Raw genomic sequence first — 24,620 nt, 5'->3', positions numbered from 1 at the left:
TATGGCACTCATTAACGACACTACATTGCGCGACGGGGAGCAGGCTCCGTATGTCGCGTTCAATACCGAGGAAAAACTCCGTATCGCTACACTTCTGGATGCGTGCGGTGCAGATGAACTCGAAATCGGTATTGCGGCAATGGGTGTCAAAGAGCGAGAGGATATAAAAGCCCTCCTTTCTCTTGGTTTGAAAGCTCGGATGATGACATGGAACCGAATGAAGATGGACGATTTAGAGGCCTCATTGTCGTGCGGAATTAAAGCGGTTGATCTCTCAATTCCCATTTCGGATATTTTGATAGATGTTAAATTCGGCGGTAGCAAAACCAAGGTATTGCAAGAACTTGAACGGGTTGTTAGTGCTGCATCGCGTGAGGGGCTTTTTATCTGTATCGGCGGTGAAGACAGCTCGCGAGGAAGTTATGAATTCATCCGGGATGTGATGCAACTCGCCCGTGAATGCGGGGCGCACCGTTTTCGTTATTGCGATACGATCGGCATCATGACACCGACGCAAACGTATGCTTCGGTCAAGTTGCTGACGGACTTAAATCTCCTCCCAATCGAAATGCACACGCACAACGATTTTGGACTGGCTAACGCGAATGCCCTCAGCGGTATCGATGCAGGTGCAATCAGTATGAACACCACTGTTATCGGATTGGGAGAGAGGGCAGGCAATGCCTCGTTTGAGCAGATCCTTATGACATTGAAACATCTTTACGGTGAGGCACGCCCCATCGATCCTCTTTTGATCCGGAATTTAGTGCAGACGGTTGCAGGAGCGGCCAATATGGCGCTCGCTTCCAATGCCCCTATCGTGGGCGAACGGATATTTGCCCATGAGAGCGGCATACATGCCGATGGAATGATGAAAAATTCCCATGCCTACGAACCGTATGAAGCGTGTGAAGTGGGGTTGGAAAGTTCTTACCCTATCGGAAAACACTCCGGCAGTGCAACTATCCGCTATCATCTCAAACGAATGGGGATCAGTGCGGATACTGGTATTTTGAGAGATCTTCTCCCCAAAATACGAGAGATCGTCACCTCGCGCAAGCGGGTATTGGATTCGATAGAGTTAAAATCTCTCTATCAGGATGCGGCATGTATATAGGGTGGCTGAAATTTGTTGATGTTCCTGAACTCGTTAAAATTGCCGAAGAGACGGGATGGCTGCTGGACGGGTACCATGTAAAACTCATGATGATGCATGCCCCCCATTTGTGCTACGGTGCCTACGATGAGGGGGTATTGGTCGGAGCGGTTATGGCTATCGAATTTGAAACCTCGGCAATGATCAAGTACTTTATGGTCAAACCGACGCACCAAAAACAGGGGATCGGCAGACGGCTGTTCAATACCTTATTCGGTGTCATAAAAGATGAACACCCATCGATTTATCTGCATGCGAATCCGCAGCTAAAATCTTTTTTTGAACAAAATGGTTTTAAGGCTGTGATGGAGGTAGGGCGATATCTCAATGTCGGCAAAGTTCCTCCGTTTAGTTTTACCAACGCTCAGGCAAAAGAGCTTGACGGCGGTAATTTTGATGCCATTATCCGCAAAATAGATTTAGAGACGTTCGGAGAAGATCGAATGGATTTCATGCTTGATGAGATGGAGCGCAACAGCTCTCTCAAATTTGCTCTTCCAAACTCTTTTCAACACTCCAGTGTCATCAATGCACGAGGGGTTTATCTGGGCCCGTGGCAGTGCCGTGAAGGGTTTGAGGAGGAAGCGGAGAAAATGATGCAGGGGGTCCTTTATTTTCGCGGATTGAAAAAAGTGATGGCGGATGTGCCGATGGGAAATACCAAAGCCGTTGAATTGTTTGAACGGTATCACTTTCAGCAAAAAGGGACGTTTTTACATATGACATACGGTGAGCAGCGTAACGTCAAATTTGAGAACATCTACGCATTTTCTCTGTGAATAAAATTTGTAAATAAATCTAAAAAAAGGAATCTATTATGTCCGAAATGACTGAACAAGACCACAAAAAAGAGTTGGCAAAACTCAAACGCTTAGCCGTTGAAATAGCCTCTGAGATCCATGATATCGTTGAAGATACGGTTTGGACGAATCATGTTAAAATGCCGCAATTGGCTGAAAAACTTTACAATGCGGTCGAGAAAGCAAACCGTTACAAAGCAGAACATTCTCTCTAAAAGGGGGCTATCATGCCGACCCAAGAAGACGTGTTATCTATGGAAATATGCGAATGCGGCGGCAAAAGCGTCGCCGATGCGATCAAGATATTTCAAGAGACCGATTTACCTTATAAAAAAGCGAAGAAGCTGGTTACCGAATGTGATAAAAACTGCTGTCGCGCGGCTCTTATTCGTATTTTCGATATGACTTATTTCGGTAAATTTGATTATGACGAAATTGATCGCTTAATTCAGCTTCGTAACGACAAACTCGGAGAAATTCTTGAGAGGATGAAGAGTGGACGATAAGGTTAATATTCGCAAGGCTCATAGTGGTGATACACTTGCCATGGCAGGGTTGCTTTCGGAACTTTTTACTATCGAGGATGATTTTGCGATTGATCAGCAGAAACAACTACATGCCTTGTACTTACTTCTTCAAGATGCCGATGCGACACTCTTGGTGGCTGAGATATCCGGTTGCGTGATCGGAATGGTATCGATGCAAGGGTTGATCTCTACCGCTATCGGAGCAAAGGTAGGATTAATCGAGGATATGATTGTCACGGCCCCTTTTCGGGGGCAGGGTGTCGGACGATTATTATTGAGTGCAATGATTGAAGAAAGTGAGCGGTTGGGATATAGAAGGCTTAGCCTCGGGGCCGACAGACGAAATGATTCGGCACTTGCTTTTTATCGAACGTTTGGATTTGAGACAAGTAACATGGGGTTGATGTATCGAATCATCGAGTGATCGATTACCCTTTATGTACTACAACTTTGTTTTTTCCTGCTACTTTTGCGTCATACATCGCATCATCTGCCTTTTTGACAAACGCCTCGATACTTCCAATGTTATCGTATTGTGCGACACCGATGCTGATGGTAATTTGACCGACATTTTTAAAGACGCTTTGTTCAATCTCTTTTCTCAGTCGCTCCGCAAGGGCTATTGTCCCCTCATAAGGGGTGTCTATTTGTAGAATGACAAATTCTTCTCCACCCCATCGTGCAAACATATCGCTGCTGCGCACCATAGTACGGACAATGTCGGCGATTTGGACTAAAACATCATCTCCTGCGTTATGTCCGAAGGTATCGTTGACTTTTTTGAAATCGTCGATATCAAAGAGTATTAACGTAACCGGAGTATTGGAGAGGTGGGCCTGATCGATTGCCAATTTAAGCCATTGGTTGCACTGCAAGCGGTTTGCTGCATTGGTCAGAGGATCGGTAGCTGCCGCTTTTTCTAATTCATGTTCCAAGACGACTCGGGAGGTGATGTCTTTACCGGTAGAGATAAAATTGGTGAGTTCTTGGCGTTTGTTTCTCAATGGGACGATGGTTTTAAATTCATGATACAGGGTTGTGTCTTTTCGTTTATTGGTCACTACACCCCGATAGGTATTCCCTGCGAGGATCGTATTCCATAAATATTCATAAAAGGGGGTCTGATGTTCGCCGGAACGGAGAATATTGGGTTTATTACCAATAACCTCCTGAGCCAGAAATCCTGATTGCTGTTCAAATGCACGGTTGACATATTCTATTTTACCCTCGATATCGGTAATAACTACGGTGTCTCCGCTCTCTTCAAGCGCTTTGGAAAGTTTCAGAATATGGTAGTCTGTCTGATGCTTAAATACTCTAAGTATCTGTGTGATGGCGTAGCTGGCGATAATGGCACACAAAGCCCGGAATAACTGGACAGGCAAATCGGTTAATGCTTGAAAGGAGTCTCCGTTGAGTACGGATGCAGGAAAAAATGTTCCTGAGGGGACAATGAATCCGGCGAAGATACCATAGAGAAAAAAAGTGACCGAAAGGGTATATGCACACCGTTTGACAGAGTCAAAAACCGATCCTTGGACAAGATAGAAAGGGTTGGCAAATATATAAGCGGACAAGAAAATTCCCGGAACTCCGAGAAAATAACGAATTGTAATATTGACATTATTCAAGGACAGATCATGAAAAGTTATCAGCAGAGCAAGGGATCCTAGCATAATTAGGGCAAGGAGTTTCGTTGCCAATTTTCGACTCCATATAATACGCAAAGCGAAATAGAGAAGTACTATATAGGATAGTCCCATAGTAATAATACTGGCAAGATTCAGTAGTCCCTTGCCTGATCCTGAGTCCAACAATGCAAACATGCTCAGCCATTCGGATACGCCGTGAAGAATTCCGAAAATTCCCAGATACTTTAATTCACGGACAAATTTAAAAATAGAGTTTTCCATCGGATAGTGGAGAATGCTAAATCCGAACAGGAAAAAAGCAAGACCGTAGAAAAAATAGATGTAGTCAATAAAGTGCAATAGGTGCTCCGGTTATACGTAATACGCATAAAGAATTATGATTTATTATAATATTTTAAGCTGTATTGAGCGGTAAAAGAACAGGTTGGAACGCTTAAAATTTCTGAAATGTTACCATCTATAAAGCACTAAAAGAGCTGAGAGGTACAAAGTTACTATTTGCTGTTATAATTAAATGAAATAAAATCAGTTTCATTGGAGGCATCAATGCATTACTCTGAATTTTTTTTTCAACAACTGTTTGAAGCAAGCCCTCACCCTTATCTCATCCTCTCTGCCGATGATAATTACACGATTGTTGCGGTTAACGATTATTATCTGGAAGCAACGGGAATTCGAAGGGATATTGTCATCGGAAAACCGCTTTTTGACGTTTTTCCGGATAACCCTAGGGATGCTTCTGTCAGTGGTGTAAGTGATCTGCATATCTCATTGGACAGTGTCGTTCGATACGCTCAAACCGATACTATGGGAGTGCAAAAATATGATATTCCCCTTCGAGACGGCAGTGACGGCTTTGAAGTCAAATACTGGAGTCCTGTAAATGTACCGATATTCGGAAAAGAGGGGAAGGTAGAGTATATTATTCATCATGTTGAAGATGTCACCGATTTTGTTTTGCTCAAAGAAGCTAATAAAACAGTCGGCCAATCATCGGATTTGAAAACAAACAGACTTGAAGCCGAGGTATTGAAACGGGCGAATGAGGTCAAAGACGCCAACCGTATGATTAAAGCCAGAGAAAAAGAGGTTGCCGCTCTCAACGACAAACTCAAAGAACTCGATCGACTTAAAACAGAATTTTTTTCCAATATCTCGCATGAATTCAGGACCCCATTGACGCTCATGATAGCCCCTGTGGAAGAGTTGCTATCCAATCGCCAGAATCTCGCAACGGATAGATTTAGCGCTGATATTGCGATTATTCATCGAAATGCCTTACGATTATTAAAATTGGTCAATACTTTGCTCGATTTTTCCCGTATCGAAGCGGGACGGGTGAGAGCGGCGTATGAAGCTACAGATCTTTCGGCATTGACAGCCGATTTGGCGAGTAATTTTTCATCGGCATCGGAACTTGCTAATGTGCAACTCGTCGTCGATTGTCCACCTCTTCCTGAATGGGTCGAAATCGACCGAGAGATGTGGGAAAAAATCGTTTTGAATCTCCTCTCAAATGCGTTCAAATTCACCCATAACGGATCCATTACGGTATCGACCCGATCAGAGAACAACAAGGCGGTATTGAGAGTGCACGATACCGGAATAGGGATAGAGGAAGAGGAGCTTCCAAAATTGTTTGAACGCTTTTATCGGGTTGAAAATTCTCAAGGAAGATCGTATGAGGGGACGGGGATAGGTCTTTCGCTGGTTCAAGAGCTTGTGAAACTTCAAGGAGGAAGTATCGAGGTCACAAGTAAAGTGGGAGAGGGGACAACGTTTACGGTTTTTATGCCGCTTGGAATGCACGAAACGGATTCTGATATTAAACCGACCAAGCGTATTGATAAGGGGACGGAGAATAAATCGCTTCATACACAAACCTATCTTGCCGAAGCGGCACGTTGGAGTAACGACACTAAAATATCCGAGATTCAACAGCCCAACGAGAATACCAAAGGTCATGTTATTATCGCAGACGACAATGCGGATATGAGAGAATTCATCGCTAGACTCCTCAGAGATGCCGGATACAGTGTCTCATTGGCCGTTGATGGAGAAGATGCATGGGAGATGTGTCAAAAGAGTTTGCCCGATTTGGTCATTAGTGATGTCATGATGCCCCGGTTAAACGGTTTTGAATTTTTAAAGAAAATCCGCTCGGCCGAATATACGTATTCCTTGCCGATTATTTTACTCTCAGCACGTGCAGGAGAGATCGATAAGGCTGAAGGATTGACGTCAGGCGCAGATGATTATCTCTCAAAACCGTTTCACAGCGGTGAATTGATCGCCAGGGTCGACGGTGCGGTCAAATTGGGAAAATACCGTAAAAAAGCGCATGAACAACTCCTGTCTCAAACGAATCATATTGCTAAAATCGGTGGATGGAGCTTCGATATTGCAACCATGAAAGGGGAATGGACGGATGAGCTCATTCGGATACATGAGCTCTCTCCGGGGGCGACCATAGACGTAAGCAAGGGGCTTGAATTCTATGCGCCGCAATCACGACCGATTATAGAACAAGCGATATATGATGTTATTACTTTTGCTAAACCGTATGATTTAGAACTCGAAATTATCACGGCAATAGGCACACATAAATGGGTAAGAACCGTTGGCTCTCCGGTCATAGATGAAGGAAAAGTGATCAAAATCCAAGGGGTCATGCAAGATATAACACGACAAAAAGAGGATCAAATTAGGATCATAATGGAAAAAGAGCGATATGATCATTTGGCACACCATGATGAACTTACCGGTCTGCCCAACCATCTCAGTTTGAATGAATTTATGGAGAAAAAAATCTCTGAAAATACCAAATTGGCCTTTATGTTTCTTGATTTGGATGGCTTCAAAGAGATTAATGATTCATACGGACATGGGTTTGGAGATAAAGTATTGATTAACGTAACTCTGTTGCTCAAAAAATCGTTCCCTGCAGACTCATTTATTGTGCGGAGCGGAGGAGACGAGTTTATCATTGTTGTTTTATGTAAAGAAGGAAAAAATCTGATTAATACAGCGATGAAGCGACTCTCAGGGATGTTTAATCACCCTTTTTCGATAGAAGAGAGGGATGTTTATATTACTGCCAGTATCGGTATCGCCATGTCTCCTGAAGATGCGCAGACGACGGAGGAGCTATTACAATGTGCGGATGCCGCAATGTACAATGCGAAAAATCTGGGGAAAAATACCTTTAGTTTTTACAATCGTGATTTGACCGAACAGACGCTTTACCGAATGACAATAATGACTCAGCTCAAAAAAGCCATACCAAATCATGAATTAAAACTCTATTTTCAGCCTCAGGTTGATCCCAAAAGCGGCTTGATTATAGGATTCGAATCCTTGCTGAGATGGTTTTCTCCGCAAGGCGCAATTTCACCGTCCGATTTTATCCCTATTGCCGAGGAGAGCGGACTTATCATTGAAATTGGGGAATTTGTTTTGATGGAGAGTTTTAAAACAGCTAAACGGTGGGCTGATGCTAATCTTCTCAAGGGACGAATAGCGGTCAATGTTTCAGCGCATCAGTTTATCCATACCAATTTTATGGCTGTGCTTGAACGGATTTTAGAAAATACACACTGTAAACCTGAATGGATCGAACTTGAAATTACGGAGCGTTCGATTCTCTCTAACCCTGAAAAAGTGATTATGATTTTAGAGGAGTTGCGTAATAAAGGATTTCATGTATCGATTGATGATTTCGGAACCGGATATTCATCATTGTCATATCTTAAAAACCTCCCGGTCAATAAACTAAAAATCGATATATCGTTTGTCAGAGATATTATGCACCAGCCTAAAAACCAGACTATTGTCAAAACAATCATCGCTTTGGCAAAAGGTTTGGATATGGAAGTACTCGCTGAAGGGGTAGAAACGCATGAAGAGATGGAGTTCTTACGTATGAATGATGTCGATTCAATACAAGGATACTATTATTATAAACCGGTTTCCATAGAAGCTCTCGAAGAACTGCTTGGTTAGCGGCTAACGTACATTCGTTCATAAAACTTAGCATTCTAAATATTAAGATGTTTTTTATGTTGTTTCATAACGTTTGTATACCCCTGCAATCCCTATTCCTACAAATTTGTTGCTCACGTGTCATTTTGTCGCACCCCATTTGCTAAATGTCCCAAAAAGGATAGAACACCCTTTGCACCAACCTAAGTGAAGTTCACAAAAAGGGGTTAACATGGCTGGAGCAGCTAGCTTGCGTCAAATCGCGTTCTACGGAAAAGGTGGGATTGGTAAATCTACTACATCTCAAAATACATTGGCAGCAATGGCACACTATTTCGATAAAAATATTATGATCGTCGGATGTGATCCGAAAGCGGATTCAACTCGTTTGATTCTTCACGAGAAAGCACAAGATACTATCCTTTCTCTTGCAGCGGAACTTGGAACCATCGAAGATGTTGAGATGGAACAAGCTCGTCTTTGGGGTAAAGGTCTTTTTGATAAAGAAACTCCGGGCGGTTGGATCAACTGTACAGAATCAGGCGGACCAGAGCCAGGAGTAGGTTGTGCAGGTCGCGGTGTTATTACAGCGATTAACTTCCTCGAAGAAGAGGGTGCTTACGATGAAGAAGGTTTGGATTTCGTTTCTTATGACGTTCTTGGTGACGTTGTTTGCGGCGGATTTGCAATGCCGATTCGTGAAGGTAAAGCACAAGAAATTTACATCGTAATGTCAGGTGAAATGATGGCGATGTACGCGGCTAACAATATCTCTAAAGGGATCTTGAAGTACGCAAACACCGGTGGAGTTCGTCTTGCTGGTCTTGTATGTAACGCTCGTATGACAGACAAAGAGTACGATTTGGCACTAGAGCTTGCTCAACGCCTTGGAACTCAATTGATCCACTTCGTACCACGTAACAACATCGTTCAGCATGCTGAACTTCGCCGTATGACGGTTGTTGAGTACAGCCCATATTCTGACCAAGCTCGCGAATACAAAGAGCTCGCTCGTAAAATCGTTTACAACGACATGAAAATTATCCCTACTCCGATCAGTATGGATGAGCTTGAAGAGTTACTTCTTGCATTCGGTCTTGAAGATGAAATCGATGAGTCACAAGTCGGTAAAGCGGCTCACGAGGCCTAATTAGTTAACCCCGGAGGTTCCTCTTTGGAGGGATCTTCAATGGCTGTCATGGGTGACTGTGACGTTTAACATCTTGTTAATAATGAAAAGAAAAGAACAGAAAAAGGAGATTAGATGTTTGTATTAGGTTTTCACTTCCCAGCTTCAATGGGGAATATCATTCCAGACGAATTGGTTGCAGAAAAAATTGCCGGCGTTGATATCAGCGATGTCAAAGAGATCAAACTTTTGATGGGTACAAAAGACAAAGATAAAGAGTGGTTGAGCTACACGAACAAAGAGACTTTCTTGTTCAGAGCTTTGATCCACTATTTCAAAGAAGAGAACCCTGAGAAATTACAAAAGTACATGATCTACATGAACCGTTACCAAATGTCCGCTATCTCTAAACGCGTTGACGCGGCAGATGATGAAACAATGAAATTATGTCACAATTTAGATTCGATGGAACAATTCCGCATCGAAATCGCGTAAGGAAGAGGTGTATTATGGGTCCAGAAACACTAGAAGCCAAACAAAAAGCGGCCATTGAAGAGATCTTAAAAGTATATCCTGAAAAAGCGGCAAAAAGCCGTGAAAAACACCTCGGTGTCGGGTCTCCCAATGATGAAAATCAAAAAACGTGCGGCGATGTCCGTTCAAACAAAAAAACCGTTCCGGGTGTAATGAGCCAACGCGGTTGTGCCTATGCAGGGTCTAAAGGGGTTGTATGGGGTCCGGTCAAAGACATGATCCATATTTCTCATGGTCCTATCGGATGCGGTCAATACAGTCGTGCAGGTCGTCGTAACTATTATATCGGTGTAACCGGTGTTGATACGTTCGTTACGATGAACTTCTGTTCGGATTTCCAAGAAAACAACATCGTTTTCGGTGGAGACAAAAAATTGGGTGTGTGTATCGATGAAATCGAAACTCTTTTCCCACTTAATAACGGTATCACGGTTCAATCAGAATGTCCGATCGGTTTGATCGGGGATGATATCGCTGCGGTTGCTAAAACCAAAGCAAAAGAGATCGGTAAAACGATCGTTCCGGTAAACTGTGAAGGTTTCCGTGGGGTTTCTCAATCACTCGGTCACCACATCGCTAATGACGCGGTTCGTGACTACATCTTTGAAGGCGATCTTAGCCACATCGACACGACTGATGTTACTGCCACTGAGTATGACGTAGCGATCATCGGGGACTACAACATCGGTGGTGACACATGGTCAAGCCGTATCCTCCTTGAGGAGATGGGTCTTCGTGTTGTAGCTCAATGGTCAGGTGATGCGACGCTTAAAGAGATGGCATTGACACCGAAAGTAAAATTGAACTTGCTTCACTGCTACCGTTCAATGAACTATATCAGCCGTCATATGGAAAAAGAGTTCGGGATTCCTTGGATCGAGTATAACTTCTTCGGACCGAGCCAAACGATCAAATCACTTCGCAAAATTGCTGCTTTCTTCGACGAAAGTATCCAAGCAAAATGTGAAGAAGTTATCGCGAAGTATCAGCCGATGATCGATGCGGTTATCGCAAAATACAAACCACGTCTTGAAGGTAAAACCGTCATGTTGTTCGTCGGCGGACTTCGCCCTCGCCACGTTATCGGTGCCTATGAAGATTTGGGTATGGAAGTAATCGGAACAGGGTATGAGTTCGCTCATGATGATGACTACAAACGTACCAAAGAAGAGATTTTCCGCTCAACGATCATCTACGATGACGTCAACGAGTATGAGCTTGAAGCGTTTGTTAAAAAACTTCAACCTGACCTTGTAGCTTCAGGGATCAAAGAGAAGTATGTATTCCAAAAAATGGGTCTTCCGTATCGCCAAATGCACTCATGGGATTACAGCGGTCCATACCACGGATACGATGGATTCGCGATTTTCGCACAAGATATGGATTTAGCAATTAACTCACCAGTATGGGCGCACTCAAAAGCACCATGGGAAATGGAAGGATAATACGATGCAAGAAGTAGAAAAAATTGTAAACGGGAAAGACCTGTTTAAACGCCCTGAGTACACTGAGTTACTCGCAAACAAAAAACAATTCGAATCTTCAATGCTCGCAATTAATCCTGCGAAAGTAGAAGAGATCGCTGAGTGGACCAAATCATGGGATTACCGTGAGAAAAACCTTGCTCGTGAAGCGATCACCGTCAACCCTGCAAAAGCATGTCAGCCTCTTGGGGCTGTTATGGTTGCACTCGGATTTGAGGGTACTATGCCTTACGTTCATGGAAGCCACGGATGTGTAGCGTATTTCCGATCCTACTTTACCAAACACTTCAAAGAGCCGACTCCTTGTGTTTCTGACTCTATGACTGAAGATGCTGCGGTATTCGGTGGTTTGGTAAATATGAAAGAGGGTCTTAAAAACTGCGCTGCGGTTTATAAACCTAAAATGATCGCGGTTTCTACTACCTGTATGGCAGAAGTTATCGGTGACGACTTGATGGCGTTTATCCTTGCTGCAAAAGAAGAGGATGGCGGAAAGTATTTGGCTGCGGATTATCCGATTCCCTATGCGCACACTCCTTCATTCGTAGGCAGCCATATCACAGGTTATGACAACATGATGCACGGTATCATGTCTCAACTAACCGAAGGAAACAAAGGCGAAACGAAACAACGTATCAATATCATTCCCGGTTTTGAAACGTATATCGGAAGTCTCCGCTCCGTAAAAAGCATCGTAGAAGCGTTCGGCACAGACTATATCATGTTGGGTGACCACTCTGATCAATGGGATATGCCGGCCGGTAACTACGAAATGTTCCAAGGCGGAACAAAACTCGAAGATGCAAAAGATTGTATCAACTCCAGTGCAACGATCTCTTTGCAAAAATATGCAACGTCTAAAACTATGAAAATGGTAGAAAAACGTTGGAAACATGCTGGTGGACATAGCAACCCAATCGGTCTTAAAGGTACCGATGAGTTTGTAATGAAACTTGCAGAACTTACTGGAACTGAAGTTCCACAAAAACTTAAAACTGAGCGCGGTCGCCTTGTCGATGCTATGCAAGACAGCTATCCGTATATGCACGGTAAAAAATTCGCAATCTGGGGCGATCCTGACTTCCTAATCGGTGCCGTATCCTTCCTTCTTGAGATGGGTGCTGAGCCGACTCACGTTCTTTGCCACAATGCACCGAACGGTTGGGAAGCTGAGATGAGAGCATTGCTTGATACATCTCCGGCTAAAGACAGCTTAAACGTATGGGCCGGTAAAGACTTGTGGCACATGCGTTCACTCTTGTTTACGGAACCTGTCGATTTCATGATCGGTAACAGCTACGGTAAAGAGTTGATGCGCGACACCGGTACTCCGTTGATTTACATCGGATTCCCGATTTTCGACCGTCATCACCTACACCGCTACTCTATCAGCGGATACGATGGAGCGTTGAATCTTCTTACTTGGATCACGAACAAAGTTCTTGACCAATTGGATGAAGATACCAAAGGTATCGCAACCACGGATTACTTCTTCGACCTCGTTCGCTAACTATTTGATTCAAACGCCAACGGAGCAAAAGCCCCGCTTGGCTACGCTTGCCGCTATGGCACTAAAGCTTGCCTCTTAGAGGCAGAATCTGTCCCCATTTGCGGGGGCAAACTTCATTGTTTCTCGTCAATTTCTCCCGGATGGGAGATTTTTTTGGTTGAGTTTTTAACGAAAGACTTAGTCAAACAAATAGGATGATTTATGGCGGCTGTTCACGATAAAATCAAAGCGGAATTATTGGTGGAAGTGTATGCCAATATCGATCGGATTTACGATTCGATTGAGCAGCATTTTGAGATGGATGAGACCCGTCGAGACAATGTTATTAAACATCTTAATATTCTCAAAGACGAGCTCTATTTTGTAGTACAGACGACACCGTTATCGTAATGGTATGGTTCAAGCCGATTTACGAATGTGTCGTACTGAATTTAAATCGTTTCTCTTCGAATAATTTTAAGCAGGCATCGACAACCGAAGGATCGTACCAGCTTCCCCGTCCACGCTTGATTTCATTAAGGGCTGGTTTAATTCCTAATGAAGCGCGATAGGGACGATGCGATGACATCGCTTCAACGACATCGGCAACGCAGATAATTTTTGCTTCGAGCAGTATCTTATCTCCTTTTAGCCCTTGCGGATAGCCGGATCCGTCGAGTTTTTCATGGTGCTGCAAGATGATGTCGGCAATCGGCCATGGAAATTTGACCTCTTTGAGGATATTGTACCCCTCCTGCGGATGTGTTTGTATCAGCATGAACTCAATAGTATTCAGTTTACCGGGTTTGGACAGAATTTCTGCAGGGATATGAATTTTGCCCAAATCGTGAATGATGGACGCGAGATGTATCCCCTGAATCTGTTCTTTGCTCAAGTTCATTTCCCGAGCAATCGCTGTTGCTAATTCACTGACACGATGCTGATGACCGGCAGTGTAAGGATCACGTGCTTCTACCGTGGCGGCAATGGTTTGAATGGACTGTTCCAAACTTTGTCGAAGAAGTGTTGCATGCTGCTCTTGTTCGACACGGGCACGGAGATTCATAATACCGTATGCGAGGTCATTTGCCAGCTCTTCGAGCAATCGAATCTCTTCCTTATCAAACGTATTTTCTTCAGTAGAATAGATACACAATGCTCCAAAAGTCCGATGGGTATTATTTAGTGGAAGAGCTATATTAGAAGCAAAGCCTTTAGAGAGGGTGGACTCTTTCCACCCCTTAAAACCGATTGCACAGGCTATATTATGGCAAATCTGTGTTTTTCCGCTGCGAATCGCTTCGCAGACAGGTAATTGCCCCTTTTCAGTGTCATCCCAAGTGATATCTTCTGCCCAGTAATGAGTGATATCCATCCCTGCAGCGGATACAGGTCTTATACTTTTTTGCGGGTTTTCATCCGCGTAGACAACAACCGCGAGTTGATAGCTTGCCTGCTGAACAATAATGTCGGTTACATTTTTTAGCAATTCGCCCTCATTGGCAGCACGTACGAGTGCTGTATTTACAGCAGAAAGGGTTTTAAGCGCACGGTTGGCTTGATGTAACGATACTTCAGATTGCTTTCGTTCGGTAATATCCCGATCAATTCCGCGATAGCCTGCGAATACCCCATTTTTATCAAAGAAGGGGAGACCGCTCGTTTCAAGAATTTTGATGGTTCCGTCTTTGCACACATTGGTATTTTCTAATCCAAACAGTGGGGTGTGTTTAGTAATCAGTTTTTGAAATTCACCTCTGAGTCGTTGTGCATCTTCAAGAGGCATAAAATCAAAAGGAGATTTCCCCACTACCTCTTCGGGTGTATATCCAAGCAGTGATTCTACCCTTGGACTGGCATAGGTATAGTTGCCGTTTCGATCAATCTCCCATATCCAGTCATTCGTAGATTCGACAAGGGCACGGAATTTTTCTTCGCTTGTGCGAAGGGCTTCTTCAATTTGACGTTGTTCGGTGATATCTTCGAGAATGTGTAAAGAGTAAAGATAATTGCCGTGCTCATCTTTGATGATGAACCCTTTTGAATGAAAAAGTTTATCTTCTATCTTAACGTCTTCCTCGCTTCCCTCACTTAGGGGATCTTCGAGCGCTTCGGTACAGTGGGGAAGGGGACCGTCGTTTTTAGGGAAGAGTTCATAATATGCTCGGCCGATAATCTCGGCATAGGGGATGCCGGCATATTGACTGTACGCCTTGTTACAGCGGAGGATACGAAAGTCTTTATCATGTAAAAATATCGGAGATGAAACAGCATCTAAAGCGCACAACCACTCTTGATGGGCGTACTTGATTTTATCGATCATCTCTTCGTTCACAATTTGACTCTTTCTTAGGATTAAAATTGTTGAAATAGCATGTGCAATAATTATAGCACGTTATCGGAATTACTAAACCGTAGAGGGACTCTTTTCCTTAAAGGGTATCTTCGTCTTCAAAAACTTTAAATGCTTCCGTAAGATCCGATGGTTTTACAACCTCTTCTTCTCTCCTTTTTAACTCTTCTGCTTCTTCAACTTTGGCATGCTCTTCTTCGACGTATTCTATAAATTTTTCGATCTCTTGCTCAGGCTTATAAAACGGGGCATATCCTAAAGCAATATCTACAAATTCCAATCCGCATCCAAAATCGATCAGTTGCTGTTTTAAATCCATGGTTCACCGCCTCTTTTAATGGGCGGCATTATAGGGAAGATTGGTTGAGATATCAAGGGCGATAAAAGAGGGAGACTTAGAACTCTCTACGGAACAGGGCTTCAATTGCTGCAAGCGGCATTGGCATGTGATAATAGTATCCTTGAATGGAATCAATACCGTTTTGGCGTAAAAACTCCAGCTCTTCTTGCGATTCTACCCCCTCAGCCAATACCTCCATGTTTAATCCTTTAGCCAATGCTATGATAGTTTTAACAATGGTCTGATTTTTAGGTTCATGGGTCACATCGCGGACAAATGAGATATCGATTTTGAGTTTATCGATGGGGAGATTCTTGAGATAGGAAAGTGAGGAATATCCTGTTCCAAAATCATCGATGGAAATATGGAACCCTTTTGTTTTTATGGTCTCTAACAGAAGAATTGTTTTGGTCGGATTGTCGATAATGGAGCTTTCTGTTATTTCAAGTTCGATTAAGGATGGATTGCAATGGGTCTCTAGAATGATTCGATCCAGAGTTTTTAAGAAGTCAATATGGGTCAGCTGACGAGCCGATACATTGATGGCAACTCTTCCCGGCCATAATCCCTCCTTGGACCACTCTGCTGCAATTAAGCATCCCTGTCGTAGAACAAATTCACCCACTTCGAGGATTAATCCACTCTCTTCAGCGATTGGGATAAATACGGTTGGCGAGACCATCCCCTCAGGTGTATGCCATCGTAAGAGCGCTTCTACCCCGATAATAGCAGCTGAATGTATATCAATTTGAGGTTGAAAATAGAGTTCAAGTTCATTATTCTGAAGGGCTTTTTTGAGTTGGGTAGAGAGTGTTGTCCGTTGAAGTGATCTTTCGGTAAATCGTGATTCGTAAAAACTGTAGGTATTTTTTCCCATATTTTTTGCATTGTACATCGCTACATCGGCTTTTTGGAGCAGAGCTTCTGCATTATCCGTGTCGCTTGGATACATAGCGATACCGATACTGGCAGTGATATAGACATCTCGTTTCTCAATATGAAACGGAAGGTTGAGCCCATTGACAAGACGGTGCATAATTCGGTCAATTTCATTTTTGTCTTGGTGACACGACATGAGCATTACAAACTCATCCCCTCCCGTACGGACAATAAAGGTATCGGGTGGAAAAACCGTTTGCAGTAAATGGGTCATACGGATTAAAAGTGTGTCACCGAATCGATGACCATACGAGTCGTTAATCTCTTTGAAACGATCCAAATCGAGGAAGAAGAGGGCAAACGGATCCCTTTGTGTTGTGGAGGTCTTTTGGGTTAATGTTTCAATTAAACTGAGCCGATTTGGGAGGTTGGTCAGAGGATCATGGTGGGCTAGATAATCAAAATGTTCTTTTGCCTTGAGTATTGCTAACTCATTTTCTCTGATTTTCGTAATATCGCGATAGATTCCATAGGTACCGAATACCTCACCGTCTTCGGTTGTAAGCAACCCTTTAGTGACACAATTGATCCGTTTGGATCCATTGGGCATTACCATGAGTTCTTCACGTTCTGCAAAAGATTTTTTTTCCAGTAGTTCCGTATCATCAGTATTGATCATCTGCGCCGTTTCCGGAGGGAAAATCTGATCCGCTGTTTTTCCCAGAGCTTCGAGTATTGGAAGTCCTGAAAGTTTTGCTGCCGCATCATTGAGAAGGATATATCGTCTATCCAGCCCTTTTATAACAATGGCATCGGAAGAACTGTCTATGATCGAGTTTAATAAAGCATTCTTTTGTTCTAAAAGCATTTGTGCCGTTTTTTGTTCATTGGTACGTTCTATATAGTCAATAAACCCTTTGTGCAAAAACCGATAGCATAGTAGGAATAGAAAAAAAGCGGTAATGGCAATAAACAACCAACCTTTATAATCTTGAATCAGGGTGAGTTCATGAGAACTTTTTGACGAGAGGAGTTCTACTGCAATATCGGAAAAGTAAATCCATAACATTCCGAAAATGAGATAAAAAACAGAGATTTTCAAAGCACTTTTAAAACTTTGTGAATCTTTTATTCCCATATTTCACCCTCTTTTGCAAGCTAAGAATATTATAACACTCTTATTATTAATACTAGTGAATTAAAAGGGATAATCAAAAAGATCGTTCTAGAACATCTTATGCAGATGTTTTTCAAATCAATCTTGGAGAAACACCATGGAGCACCACGTCGTTATCGAAAAACTTTGCAGCTGTGCAAAAAAAGAGGAGATGTCTCAAATCACTACCTATGATGCGAAAGAATCTGCACATGAAGCGGCACAAACCCAATTGGCGTATATGCAGGGACATTTTTGCGGTAAACACGAATTTCAGCTTGTCGAAGTAAACGACAATTATGTCATCGGGATGGTCGGCGGCTGCGGCTGTAAGGGGTAAATTATGGAATATCATGTTGTAGTTGAAAAACTCTGTAAATGCGCACTCCGTAAAGGTATGCCTCAGATCAAAACATTCGATGATAAAGAAAATGCACTGCGAATTGCCCGCGCATGGGCGCAAGAACTGAACGAGAGTTTTTGCGGCCAGCATTCGTTCGGCGTTGTAGAAGTGGATGAGAACTATGTCATTACGGTAGGTGAGGGGACATACTGAATTATGTTAAAGAACACAAACCCGGTTACGCCCTTTTTCTTTTGCCTGATAGAGGGCATCATCTGCGTTTTTTAGAAGCTCTTGTACGCCAGTACGATATTCGCTTACTCCGAAACTGGCGGTCTTGTTTCCGATGACGTCGAAAGGATACATTTCGATAGCGATACGCAGTTTTTCCGCCGCCGCAGCGGATTCATTTTTATCGGTATTGGGGAAGATGATTAAAAATTCTTCCCCTCCCCATCGTCCTATAATATCGATGGATCGGCATTGCTGCTTGAAAATTTCGGCGATACTTTGCAAAACATGGTCTCCAACTTGATGACCGTAGGTGTCGTTGATTGATTTAAAATAGTCAATATCGATAATACATACACTAAATTGGGTGTGATAGCGTTCAAAAAGCTCAGCATTTGTTTCTAGTGCAGAGTCTAAATGGCGTCGGTTGTACAGTCCTGTGAGTTGATCGGTTATGGCAAGGGTTTCGAGTGTTTGTTTGGCAATCTCTAGCTCTTGAGTCCGTTCAAGAATTTTGATTTCAAGGTCTCGATTGTAGGAATCAATCTCTTTGGCCATCGCGTTAAACTCTTCAGAGAGATAACATATCTCACCCGAACAATCGATTTGATCCAAATCAAACTCCCCCTCGGTGCGAAATTTCCGTATCGATAGTATGAGTTTATTGATGGATCCCGTGATTGATTTGACCGTGAGTATGATGGCTACAATAACTGCTAAAGCGACAAAAAATAAAATGAGGTAGAGGTTTTGTTGATCTTTTAAAATCCCAGAGAAGACTTCCGCCTCATCCGTCTTGACCACGATTCCCCATTTAAGCGTTGGCTCATACCCCCAAACGGCCAAACTTTTCACCCCTCTATAATCGATAATTTCACCTTTTCCGGCATGTCCCTTTACTGCTTGGACCATTCCGGTGGCATAATGGTTTACATTAAGCACTCGTTCGTTTTTAAAAGCATCAGGATCGTATTTGAGTGGTATGGCGGCTAGTACCTGTCCATTTTTCATTAGCGCCCCTGCGACCACTTCACCGCTTTGACCCAACCCGTTATAATTTTTGATCAGATCGAAAATATAATTTTCATTCAGTTGGGCGGCTACGACCCCTAATATTTTATGATCGACAATGATGGGTGTGGCGATAAAACTGGCTTTACGTTTGGAAGGGAGATAATATTCAAGTGGACTTATAGAGGTATCGAGGAGACTTGAGGCTTGATCGTAGACGTACGCTAATCCAGTGTTTTTTAAAAGAGAGCAGTTGACATTTTTACCGTAATCGCTCTCTTTTTTAAAGGTATAAACAACCTCTCCGGTGTTGGTAATAATAAAAAAATCATAATAACCGTATTTATAGATGACATTAGTCACATACGCTTGAATAGAAGGGTCAAGGTGGAGTTTTTGATTGGGATGACGATCTCTTAGCTTCTCGATAATTTTTGGCATTGAAGCAATATTGACCAACAGTTGCTTTTGGTATTGGACATTGGTATTGATCGTACTGATAGTTTGCTTGAAGATGACTTGCAAATGGGAGAGATGTTGCGCTGAAATCTCTTCTTTTTTTTGATATTGGAGGCTGTAGGCGATGACCAATAGGGGGAGAATCGCAATGAATATCATGGAGAGTGCAATACGGGTAGTAATACTCTGAAAAAAATATTTCATCGGTTATCGCTATTAACAGGAGTTGATAAGGGGTGATACAACTGCATTTGCTCATTCCACTCCTGCACCGATTTGTAAGCAGGATAGTTTTCAGGTTGGATAGGGGTCATGGAATCATAAACGATATCAAATCCAAGTGCGTTATTGATACGCCCGATGCGGCTGTTTTTCCATGAATGGTTATTATTCGGATCGATGTAAAGTATCCCTCCTGCACCGTTGTAACTTTGCATAGGGATACATCGCATGACAATTTGTGGGTCAAAACTTCCGCATTCTTCAACCGCTTGTTTGTAGATATGGACACCGTTATACGCCGCTTCCATAGCATCGGTTGGAAGTGCATTAATCTGGTATTTTTTCAAGAATGCTTTAAAAGCAGTGTTTTCGGGTGATGTGAGTGATCCGAAATAACTCCAAGCAGCATAATCTCCTATCAGGGCATCAGAAGGGATAATTTTCCCCATTTTTTGGTTTTCACTCTCGGCAATACTAAATGAGATAACGGGAATATCCGAGGGGTGTATTCCTTGATCGTGCAATTCACGAAAAAAGTAGAGATTGCTGTCTCCGTTGAGAGTATTTAAAATGACATTTGGTTTTTGGGTTTTGATGGCGTGCACGATGGCTTTGAAATCGCTCCCACCTAGCGGTATATACGCTTCCCCTTTTATCCTTACCCCTAAAAGCGAGGCCATATCTTTGATGTATAAATTCGCGGCACGCGGGAAAATATAGTCACTGCCTACTAGAAAAAAATCTTTGCCGAAGTGGTCAATAGCGTATTTGATCGCCGGACGGATTTGTTGATTGGGGGTTTGACCCAGATAAATGATATTGGGGGATGCTTCAAATCCCTCATACTGTACCGGATAAAATAAAAGAGACTTATGTGCTTCGATAACCGGTTTTACCTCTTTACGGCTTGAGGAGGTCCAGCATCCAAAAATGGCTTGTACACCCGTGAGTTCAATAAGTTTTTTTGCTTGTTGTGCAAATATTATCGGATCGGATCTTCCATCGGCGATAATAGGCTCGATTCGGTGCCCTAAAATGCCCCCCTGTGCATTGATTTCTTGAAATGCGGCCATCGTCACTTGGGCTACATCTTTTTCACTGATTGCCATGGTTCCGCTGAGTGAATGCAATATCCCGACGCGAATAACGGAGAGTTTTTTAGGTAAAAATATCCATACTACGACACTGCTCAAGGCTAAAAGAAGTGTGAAGAGTATAATGACTTTTTTCATTAAAGATACTTTCTTCTAGTGATATAAATATAAAAAATATAAAAAATTATTATAGCATAAAAAGGGTTGTTTAAATAATTAGTTTTTCATAGTATTGGTGATTTTATACACAAAGCTAAATACTTCGACGACGGCCGTATAGAGTTTTTCGGGGATTTCACGGTCTATTTCCACTTTGCTCAGCAGTTCGACGAGATCTTCGTCTTTTTGGATCGGTAGGTTGTGCAGTTCGGCGACTTTGATGATATTCTCAGCGGTAGCCCCTTTTCCGGATGCGACGACACGCGGTGCATTTTCTTGGTCGGGGTTATAGCGCAGTGCAACCGCTTTTTTCATACTTTTACCTCAAATCCCAGATCCGAGCCGAAATCCTGTGAACCGTACGAATCCGATATGCTTTGGGGTGATTCTTTTGTCTCATAGACCCGTATGGAACGCGGAGTTAGCCCCGCATTGATAAGGAGGGTGCGTAATTGAGCGATATTCTCTTGTATCAGCTCTTTTAGCTGGGGCAGTTGTGTATGCGCCTGAATCTCGATTTGGTTTCCCTCATAAAGACCCATCATCAAATCGAGCTCCCCATACTCTTTGAGGCGGAGATTGATTTCACAGTAAAACTTTTTATTATTGTTTTTTTTAAAGGTCATAGATCCCTCATCAAGCTGATCCCATGCGAAGGGGAAATAGATTGAATTGGAATGATTTAGATGCGATACGAGTTGTTGATAATCAATTTGGGTGAGGAGCTTATCAACATGTTCTAAGAGTACTTTAGCGGAGGGATCACTACTCTCCTGCAACGATTCTGAAAGGTTCATTAATCCCGATTTGAGATCATCACTCATGGATTCTTGGAGAGCATGATCGAGCAGTAGCGACTTTGGATTGGTGAATTCATCCAGTTTAGCAATCAGTACCGAGGTTTCATGAGAAACCATAACATCTCCCGAACTGATAGCCTCTTGGAGCTGATTGGAGAGTTCTTTTAGCGGTACTATGGGATCTTGGGTAGTATTGTTGATATTTTTAAGAAGCAGCTCGATGGAATCGAGTAAGGGGTTAACCCCATCGGCTTTACTGGATAGGAGTGCGCCGTAGAGCTGTGAGAGGGTTGTTTTTATCTCTGCAACAGCGGCTTGGGGTGCAGAAGCAAGCTGATCGATTTTCTGTGAAAACTGGGTGATCTCTTTGGAATAGAGGACATCACTCTTGGCAACAATATTTTTTAGGGAGTCGGTAATGTGTTTTAAGGTATCGGCAATGACTGCGGCACCCTTAATATCCTGAGGGGGATGAGTAAGTGCCGAACTCTCTATAAGTGAACCTATTGTGCTACTCAATGTTTTGGCCTCGGGAAGGGGACTCTTGGAGAGGAGATTTTGGAGTGAGGTCAATGTCTCTTTTAGGGTAGGAAGTATTTGGACGGCAGCAGCAATTTTGGATTCCATAAATACGCCGCTGTTGGAAAGCTGTGACTTGAGCGTAGCGGTATTCATAGAGGTGATATTTTTGAAAAATCCCTCGATACTCTCTACTTTTTGGGTGAGGAGCGGGGCATTTTTTAATTCGCTTAGGAGAGATTTTAAATTCTCCGTAAAATTCCCCATATTTTTAAAGGCCGCTCCATTTTTGAGAATATCGAGGAGGGTTTGATCGGATTTTGATGCGGTGATTTTGTCCTGAAAGACGCCGCTAAGGAGCGATTTTATGTCCTTTCCCTCTTTGAGCTGAGTCAGTTGTTCGGGGGTAGCGGTTCTGATCGCCTCGGCCAGCGCTTTATTGGTATTAGGGAGGACAATACTGAGCCGTGTATCGGTCGTTACGTTTATCATACTGGTACTATAGCATAGAGTTTTAAATTTTTTTTGAGTAGTTCCGATACATTAAAAATTAAAATAATGCAAAAACAACGGTGCTAATGATTTTATCGTATAATTGTTGTATTATATTTTTTTATAGCACTCCTCTCCCTTGATTCATGATCTTTAAATCTGAAAAAGGATTACTTATGAACTACTCCATTAAAGCCCGTCTTATTACGGTCAATATAATTGCATTGATAGGTATCGTGATTGCAATTTCACTGGCGATCTACGGTTACACCTCTCTTGAAAGAGATATTCTTTCAGAATCTAGGGCAACAATAACTGCCGTTGATTCAGCCCGTTCAGCACAAGTATCTTTTAAAAAACAGGTTCAAGAATGGAAAGATATTTTGTTGCGAGGGGAAGATCCCGAAAAATTAGCACACTACACAAAAGGATTTATTGAAGAGGAAGCCGAGGTCGTAAAATCACTTCAAGAACTCAAAAATCTAACGTCCAATACAACTATCAAGGGCAAAATAGATGATTTTTTAGAAAGTCACAAACGTATGGGCGAACAATACCGCAGCGGTATGAACAGCTATAAAAATGCTTCTGCGGATAAATATAAAGTGGGAGATAAAGCGGTAAAAGGGATCGATCGGCAACCTACCAAAGATTTAGATCAAATTGTCGTGGAGGTGCAAGCTGAGTATGGGAAAGCCGAAGCCGAGATCCAAAGTCGTCAAAAGACATTGACTTGGATTATCATCCTATCGGCTTTTGGTGTCATTGCCGCTGTCAGCGGGTTGATTATTATGGTTACTCTTTCTATTTTGCGTTCCGTTGATAATATGGCTAAAATTGCCTCTTTTGCCGAGGCGATTCGTAACGGCAGCGGAGATTTGAGTAAACGGATTCTTGTTCTAGGGAATGATGAATTATCGGGCGTAACGCGTGCTATGAATGAGTTTATTGAGGTGACTGAGCAGATTGTGCTTGAGACAAAAGAGGTTGCGCAGATGAATGCTGTTATGGCCGTTCAGCTTTCACGTACAGCCAGTAGTATGAGCGATAGAATAGGGCATGAAGTGACTATGACCCAAAATACAGCGGTTGAAGCAACGGAGGTTAGTTCTCATATCCGTCAATCTGCAAATACGACCAAAGAGAGTCAAAGAAGTGCACAGGAAGCAAATAAAACACTTCAAAAAGCCCAAATTGAAATTCAAGGGATGATTACCTCTTTGCAAGAAAGCGCAGAAGTCGAAGAGGAATTTTTAGTACGGTTGCGTCATCTGACGGATGATGCACAGCGCATAAAAGAGGTTCTTTCCGTTATTGGGGATATTGCCAACCAAACCAATTTATTGGCATTGAATGCTGCGATTGAAGCTGCTCGTGCGGGTGAGCACGGGCGCGGGTTTGCGGTTGTAGCGGATGAAGTACGTAAGTTGGCTGAACGTACGCAAAACAGTTTGGTCGAAACGAATGTCACGATCAATACGATTGTTCAATCGATCAATGATGCGGTTGAACAAATGGGGATTAATTCGAAAAGTATTAAAGAACTCAGTAATCATTCACAAAAGCTGGAAGATGCGATTGCGATAACCGTTGATACGATACAGATTAGTTTCTCTGTGATTGAAAATCTTGCTGCCAATGCCGATACAGATGCAAAAGGGGTCGATTCTATTGCAACACGAATGGACGAAATGGTTAGCAGTGTACAAACGAGTGCACGAGATATAAATGATATTACGCTCTCTGCCGAACATCTGAAACAGACGGCAAGTAAACTGGATGAAATGTTAAAACGCTTCAGCGCGTAAGG

The 24,620-nt window shown here is 42.8% G+C and carries 22 protein-coding genes; 14 read left to right on the top strand and 8 right to left on the bottom strand.

Annotation, left to right across the window (positions count from 1 at the left end; translation table 11 throughout):
* Window position 1: 1 nt before the first annotated feature.
* The 5 genes from WC407_RS06610 to WC407_RS06590 are packed head-to-tail and all read left to right on the top strand — an operon-like array spanning window position 2 to window position 2,907.
* Window positions 2–1,117, top strand: coding sequence for a homocitrate synthase (locus tag WC407_RS06610; RefSeq protein ID WP_373021814.1), 1,116 nt, complete (start codon window positions 2–4; stop codon window positions 1,115–1,117).
* Entirely contained in the window at window positions 1,108–1,935 is an 828-nt protein-coding gene (locus WC407_RS06605; RefSeq protein WP_373021813.1) for a GNAT family N-acetyltransferase, read from the top strand. The genes WC407_RS06610 and WC407_RS06605 overlap by 10 nt, the downstream gene beginning before the upstream one ends.
* 38 nt (window positions 1,936–1,973) lie before the next feature.
* Window positions 1,974–2,171, top strand: a complete 198-nt coding sequence (locus WC407_RS06600) for a CCE_0567 family metalloprotein (RefSeq protein WP_373021812.1) — start codon at window positions 1,974–1,976, stop codon at window positions 2,169–2,171.
* Between the two features lie 12 nt (window positions 2,172–2,183).
* A complete protein-coding gene (locus tag WC407_RS06595) occupies window positions 2,184–2,462 on the top strand; it encodes a hypothetical protein (protein ID WP_373021811.1) in 279 nt (92 codons plus the stop codon).
* The gene (locus tag WC407_RS06590) at window positions 2,452–2,907 is read left to right on the top strand and encodes an N-acetyltransferase family protein (protein WP_373021810.1); all 456 of its coding nucleotides are present in this window, start codon (window positions 2,452–2,454) and stop codon (window positions 2,905–2,907) included. Before WC407_RS06595 ends, WC407_RS06590 begins: the two co-directional genes overlap by 11 nt.
* A gap of 4 nt (window positions 2,908–2,911) precedes the next feature.
* On the opposite strand, the gene WC407_RS06585 is transcribed toward WC407_RS06590, so the two are convergent.
* Window positions 2,912–4,474 carry a diguanylate cyclase gene (locus tag WC407_RS06585; RefSeq protein WP_373021809.1) on the bottom strand — a complete coding sequence of 521 codons (1,563 nt, stop codon included), beginning with the start codon at window positions 4,472–4,474 and terminating at the stop codon, window positions 2,912–2,914.
* Window positions 4,475–4,681: 207 nt separating this feature from the next.
* Between WC407_RS06585 and WC407_RS06580 the strand changes: the two genes are divergently transcribed.
* The 6 genes from WC407_RS06580 to WC407_RS06555 all read left to right on the top strand — a co-directional run bounded on the left by WC407_RS06580 (window position 4,682) and on the right by WC407_RS06555 (window position 13,163).
* A complete protein-coding gene (locus tag WC407_RS06580; protein WP_373021808.1) occupies window positions 4,682–8,137 on the top strand; it encodes an EAL domain-containing protein in 3,456 nt (1,151 codons plus the stop codon).
* Between the two features lie 211 nt (window positions 8,138–8,348).
* A complete protein-coding gene (gene nifH, locus WC407_RS06575) occupies window positions 8,349–9,266 on the top strand; it encodes a nitrogenase iron protein (RefSeq protein WP_373021807.1) in 918 nt (305 codons plus the stop codon).
* A 114-nt stretch (window positions 9,267–9,380) separates the two neighbouring features.
* Window positions 9,381–9,740 (top strand): hypothetical protein, encoded by a 360-nt coding sequence (locus WC407_RS06570; RefSeq protein ID WP_373021806.1) that lies wholly within the window; start codon window positions 9,381–9,383, stop codon window positions 9,738–9,740.
* Between the two features lie 14 nt (window positions 9,741–9,754).
* Complete coding sequence (gene nifD / locus WC407_RS06565) at window positions 9,755–11,224, top strand: nitrogenase molybdenum-iron protein alpha chain (RefSeq protein WP_373021805.1); 1,470 nt, start codon at window positions 9,755–9,757, stop codon at window positions 11,222–11,224.
* A gap of 4 nt (window positions 11,225–11,228) precedes the next feature.
* The gene (nifK, locus tag WC407_RS06560; protein WP_373021804.1) at window positions 11,229–12,773 is read left to right on the top strand and encodes a nitrogenase molybdenum-iron protein subunit beta; all 1,545 of its coding nucleotides are present in this window, start codon (window positions 11,229–11,231) and stop codon (window positions 12,771–12,773) included.
* 201 nt (window positions 12,774–12,974) lie between these two features.
* Window positions 12,975–13,163: a hypothetical protein gene (locus WC407_RS06555; RefSeq protein WP_373021803.1), complete on the top strand. Its 189-nt coding sequence runs from the start codon at window positions 12,975–12,977 to the stop codon at window positions 13,161–13,163.
* A 19-nt stretch (window positions 13,164–13,182) separates the two neighbouring features.
* Here the strand turns inward: WC407_RS06555 and WC407_RS06550 are convergent, their stop codons facing one another.
* From WC407_RS06550 to WC407_RS06540, 3 genes are all read right to left on the bottom strand, one after another.
* Window positions 13,183–15,087 carry an HD domain-containing phosphohydrolase gene (locus WC407_RS06550; protein WP_373021802.1) on the bottom strand — a complete coding sequence of 635 codons (1,905 nt, stop codon included), beginning with the start codon at window positions 15,085–15,087 and terminating at the stop codon, window positions 13,183–13,185.
* Window positions 15,088–15,184: 97 nt separating this feature from the next.
* Complete coding sequence (locus WC407_RS06545; protein WP_373021801.1) at window positions 15,185–15,424, bottom strand: hypothetical protein; 240 nt, start codon at window positions 15,422–15,424, stop codon at window positions 15,185–15,187.
* Between the two features lie 76 nt (window positions 15,425–15,500).
* A complete protein-coding gene (locus WC407_RS06540; protein WP_373021800.1) occupies window positions 15,501–17,462 on the bottom strand; it encodes a putative bifunctional diguanylate cyclase/phosphodiesterase in 1,962 nt (653 codons plus the stop codon).
* Window positions 17,463–17,598: 136 nt separating this feature from the next.
* Between WC407_RS06540 and WC407_RS06535 the strand changes: the two genes are divergently transcribed.
* Window positions 17,599–17,820: a hypothetical protein gene (locus tag WC407_RS06535; RefSeq protein ID WP_373021799.1), complete on the top strand. Its 222-nt coding sequence runs from the start codon at window positions 17,599–17,601 to the stop codon at window positions 17,818–17,820.
* A 3-nt stretch (window positions 17,821–17,823) separates the two neighbouring features.
* A complete protein-coding gene (locus WC407_RS06530) occupies window positions 17,824–18,036 on the top strand; it encodes a hypothetical protein (protein ID WP_373021798.1) in 213 nt (70 codons plus the stop codon).
* A 6-nt stretch (window positions 18,037–18,042) separates the two neighbouring features.
* Here the strand turns inward: WC407_RS06530 and WC407_RS06525 are convergent, their stop codons facing one another.
* The 4 genes from WC407_RS06525 to WC407_RS06510 form a co-directional block, all read right to left on the bottom strand.
* Window positions 18,043–19,728 (bottom strand): diguanylate cyclase, encoded by a 1,686-nt coding sequence (locus WC407_RS06525; protein WP_373021797.1) that lies wholly within the window; start codon window positions 19,726–19,728, stop codon window positions 18,043–18,045.
* On the bottom strand, window positions 19,725–20,978 hold the full coding sequence (locus WC407_RS06520) for an urea ABC transporter substrate-binding protein (protein WP_373021796.1): 1,254 nt from the start codon (window positions 20,976–20,978) through the stop codon (window positions 19,725–19,727). Before WC407_RS06520 ends, WC407_RS06525 begins: the two co-directional genes overlap by 4 nt.
* Before the next feature lie 78 nt (window positions 20,979–21,056).
* Complete coding sequence (locus WC407_RS06515) at window positions 21,057–21,314, bottom strand: EscU/YscU/HrcU family type III secretion system export apparatus switch protein (protein WP_373021795.1); 258 nt, start codon at window positions 21,312–21,314, stop codon at window positions 21,057–21,059.
* Window positions 21,311–22,810 carry a flagellar hook-length control protein FliK gene (locus WC407_RS06510; RefSeq protein ID WP_373021794.1) on the bottom strand — a complete coding sequence of 500 codons (1,500 nt, stop codon included), beginning with the start codon at window positions 22,808–22,810 and terminating at the stop codon, window positions 21,311–21,313. Before WC407_RS06510 ends, WC407_RS06515 begins: the two co-directional genes overlap by 4 nt.
* A gap of 176 nt (window positions 22,811–22,986) precedes the next feature.
* Here WC407_RS06510 and WC407_RS06505 point away from each other — a divergent pair, with 176 nt between their 5' ends.
* Window positions 22,987–24,618 carry a methyl-accepting chemotaxis protein gene (locus WC407_RS06505; protein ID WP_373021793.1) on the top strand — a complete coding sequence of 544 codons (1,632 nt, stop codon included), beginning with the start codon at window positions 22,987–22,989 and terminating at the stop codon, window positions 24,616–24,618.
* Window positions 24,619–24,620: the final 2 nt, after the last annotated feature.

It is taken from the genome of Sulfuricurvum sp. (genome assembly GCF_041651515.1).
GTDB lineage: Bacteria > Campylobacterota > Campylobacteria > Campylobacterales > Sulfurimonadaceae > Sulfuricurvum.
This window is presented reverse-complemented; position numbering and strand designations above follow the sequence as displayed.

What these genes read in the sequence shown, in the direction of transcription:
- WC407_RS06610 (WP_373021814.1), top strand. Translation starts at nt 2, where the DNA reads ATGGCACTCATTAACGACACTACATTGCGCGACGGGGAGCAGGCTCCG.
- WC407_RS06605 (WP_373021813.1), top strand. Translation starts at nt 1,108, where the DNA reads ATGTATATAGGGTGGCTGAAATTTGTTGATGTTCCTGAACTCGTTAAA.
- WC407_RS06600 (WP_373021812.1), top strand. Translation starts at nt 1,974, where the DNA reads ATGTCCGAAATGACTGAACAAGACCACAAAAAAGAGTTGGCAAAACTC.
- WC407_RS06595 (WP_373021811.1), top strand. Translation starts at nt 2,184, where the DNA reads ATGCCGACCCAAGAAGACGTGTTATCTATGGAAATATGCGAATGCGGC.
- WC407_RS06580 (WP_373021808.1), top strand. Translation starts at nt 4,682, where the DNA reads ATGCATTACTCTGAATTTTTTTTTCAACAACTGTTTGAAGCAAGCCCT.
- nifH (WP_373021807.1), top strand. Translation starts at nt 8,349, where the DNA reads ATGGCTGGAGCAGCTAGCTTGCGTCAAATCGCGTTCTACGGAAAAGGT.
- WC407_RS06570 (WP_373021806.1), top strand. Translation starts at nt 9,381, where the DNA reads ATGTTTGTATTAGGTTTTCACTTCCCAGCTTCAATGGGGAATATCATT.
- nifD (WP_373021805.1), top strand. Translation starts at nt 9,755, where the DNA reads ATGGGTCCAGAAACACTAGAAGCCAAACAAAAAGCGGCCATTGAAGAG.
- nifK (WP_373021804.1), top strand. Translation starts at nt 11,229, where the DNA reads ATGCAAGAAGTAGAAAAAATTGTAAACGGGAAAGACCTGTTTAAACGC.
- WC407_RS06555 (WP_373021803.1), top strand. Translation starts at nt 12,975, where the DNA reads ATGGCGGCTGTTCACGATAAAATCAAAGCGGAATTATTGGTGGAAGTG.
- WC407_RS06545 (WP_373021801.1), bottom strand. Translation starts at nt 15,424, where the DNA reads ATGGATTTAAAACAGCAACTGATCGATTTTGGATGCGGATTGGAATTT.
- WC407_RS06540 (WP_373021800.1), bottom strand. Translation starts at nt 17,462, where the DNA reads ATGGGAATAAAAGATTCACAAAGTTTTAAAAGTGCTTTGAAAATCTCT.
- WC407_RS06535 (WP_373021799.1), top strand. Translation starts at nt 17,599, where the DNA reads ATGGAGCACCACGTCGTTATCGAAAAACTTTGCAGCTGTGCAAAAAAA.
- WC407_RS06530 (WP_373021798.1), top strand. Translation starts at nt 17,824, where the DNA reads ATGGAATATCATGTTGTAGTTGAAAAACTCTGTAAATGCGCACTCCGT.
- WC407_RS06525 (WP_373021797.1), bottom strand. Translation starts at nt 19,728, where the DNA reads ATGAAATATTTTTTTCAGAGTATTACTACCCGTATTGCACTCTCCATG.
- WC407_RS06520 (WP_373021796.1), bottom strand. Translation starts at nt 20,978, where the DNA reads ATGAAAAAAGTCATTATACTCTTCACACTTCTTTTAGCCTTGAGCAGT.
- WC407_RS06515 (WP_373021795.1), bottom strand. Translation starts at nt 21,314, where the DNA reads ATGAAAAAAGCGGTTGCACTGCGCTATAACCCCGACCAAGAAAATGCA.
- WC407_RS06510 (WP_373021794.1), bottom strand. Translation starts at nt 22,810, where the DNA reads ATGATAAACGTAACGACCGATACACGGCTCAGTATTGTCCTCCCTAAT.
- WC407_RS06505 (WP_373021793.1), top strand. Translation starts at nt 22,987, where the DNA reads ATGAACTACTCCATTAAAGCCCGTCTTATTACGGTCAATATAATTGCA.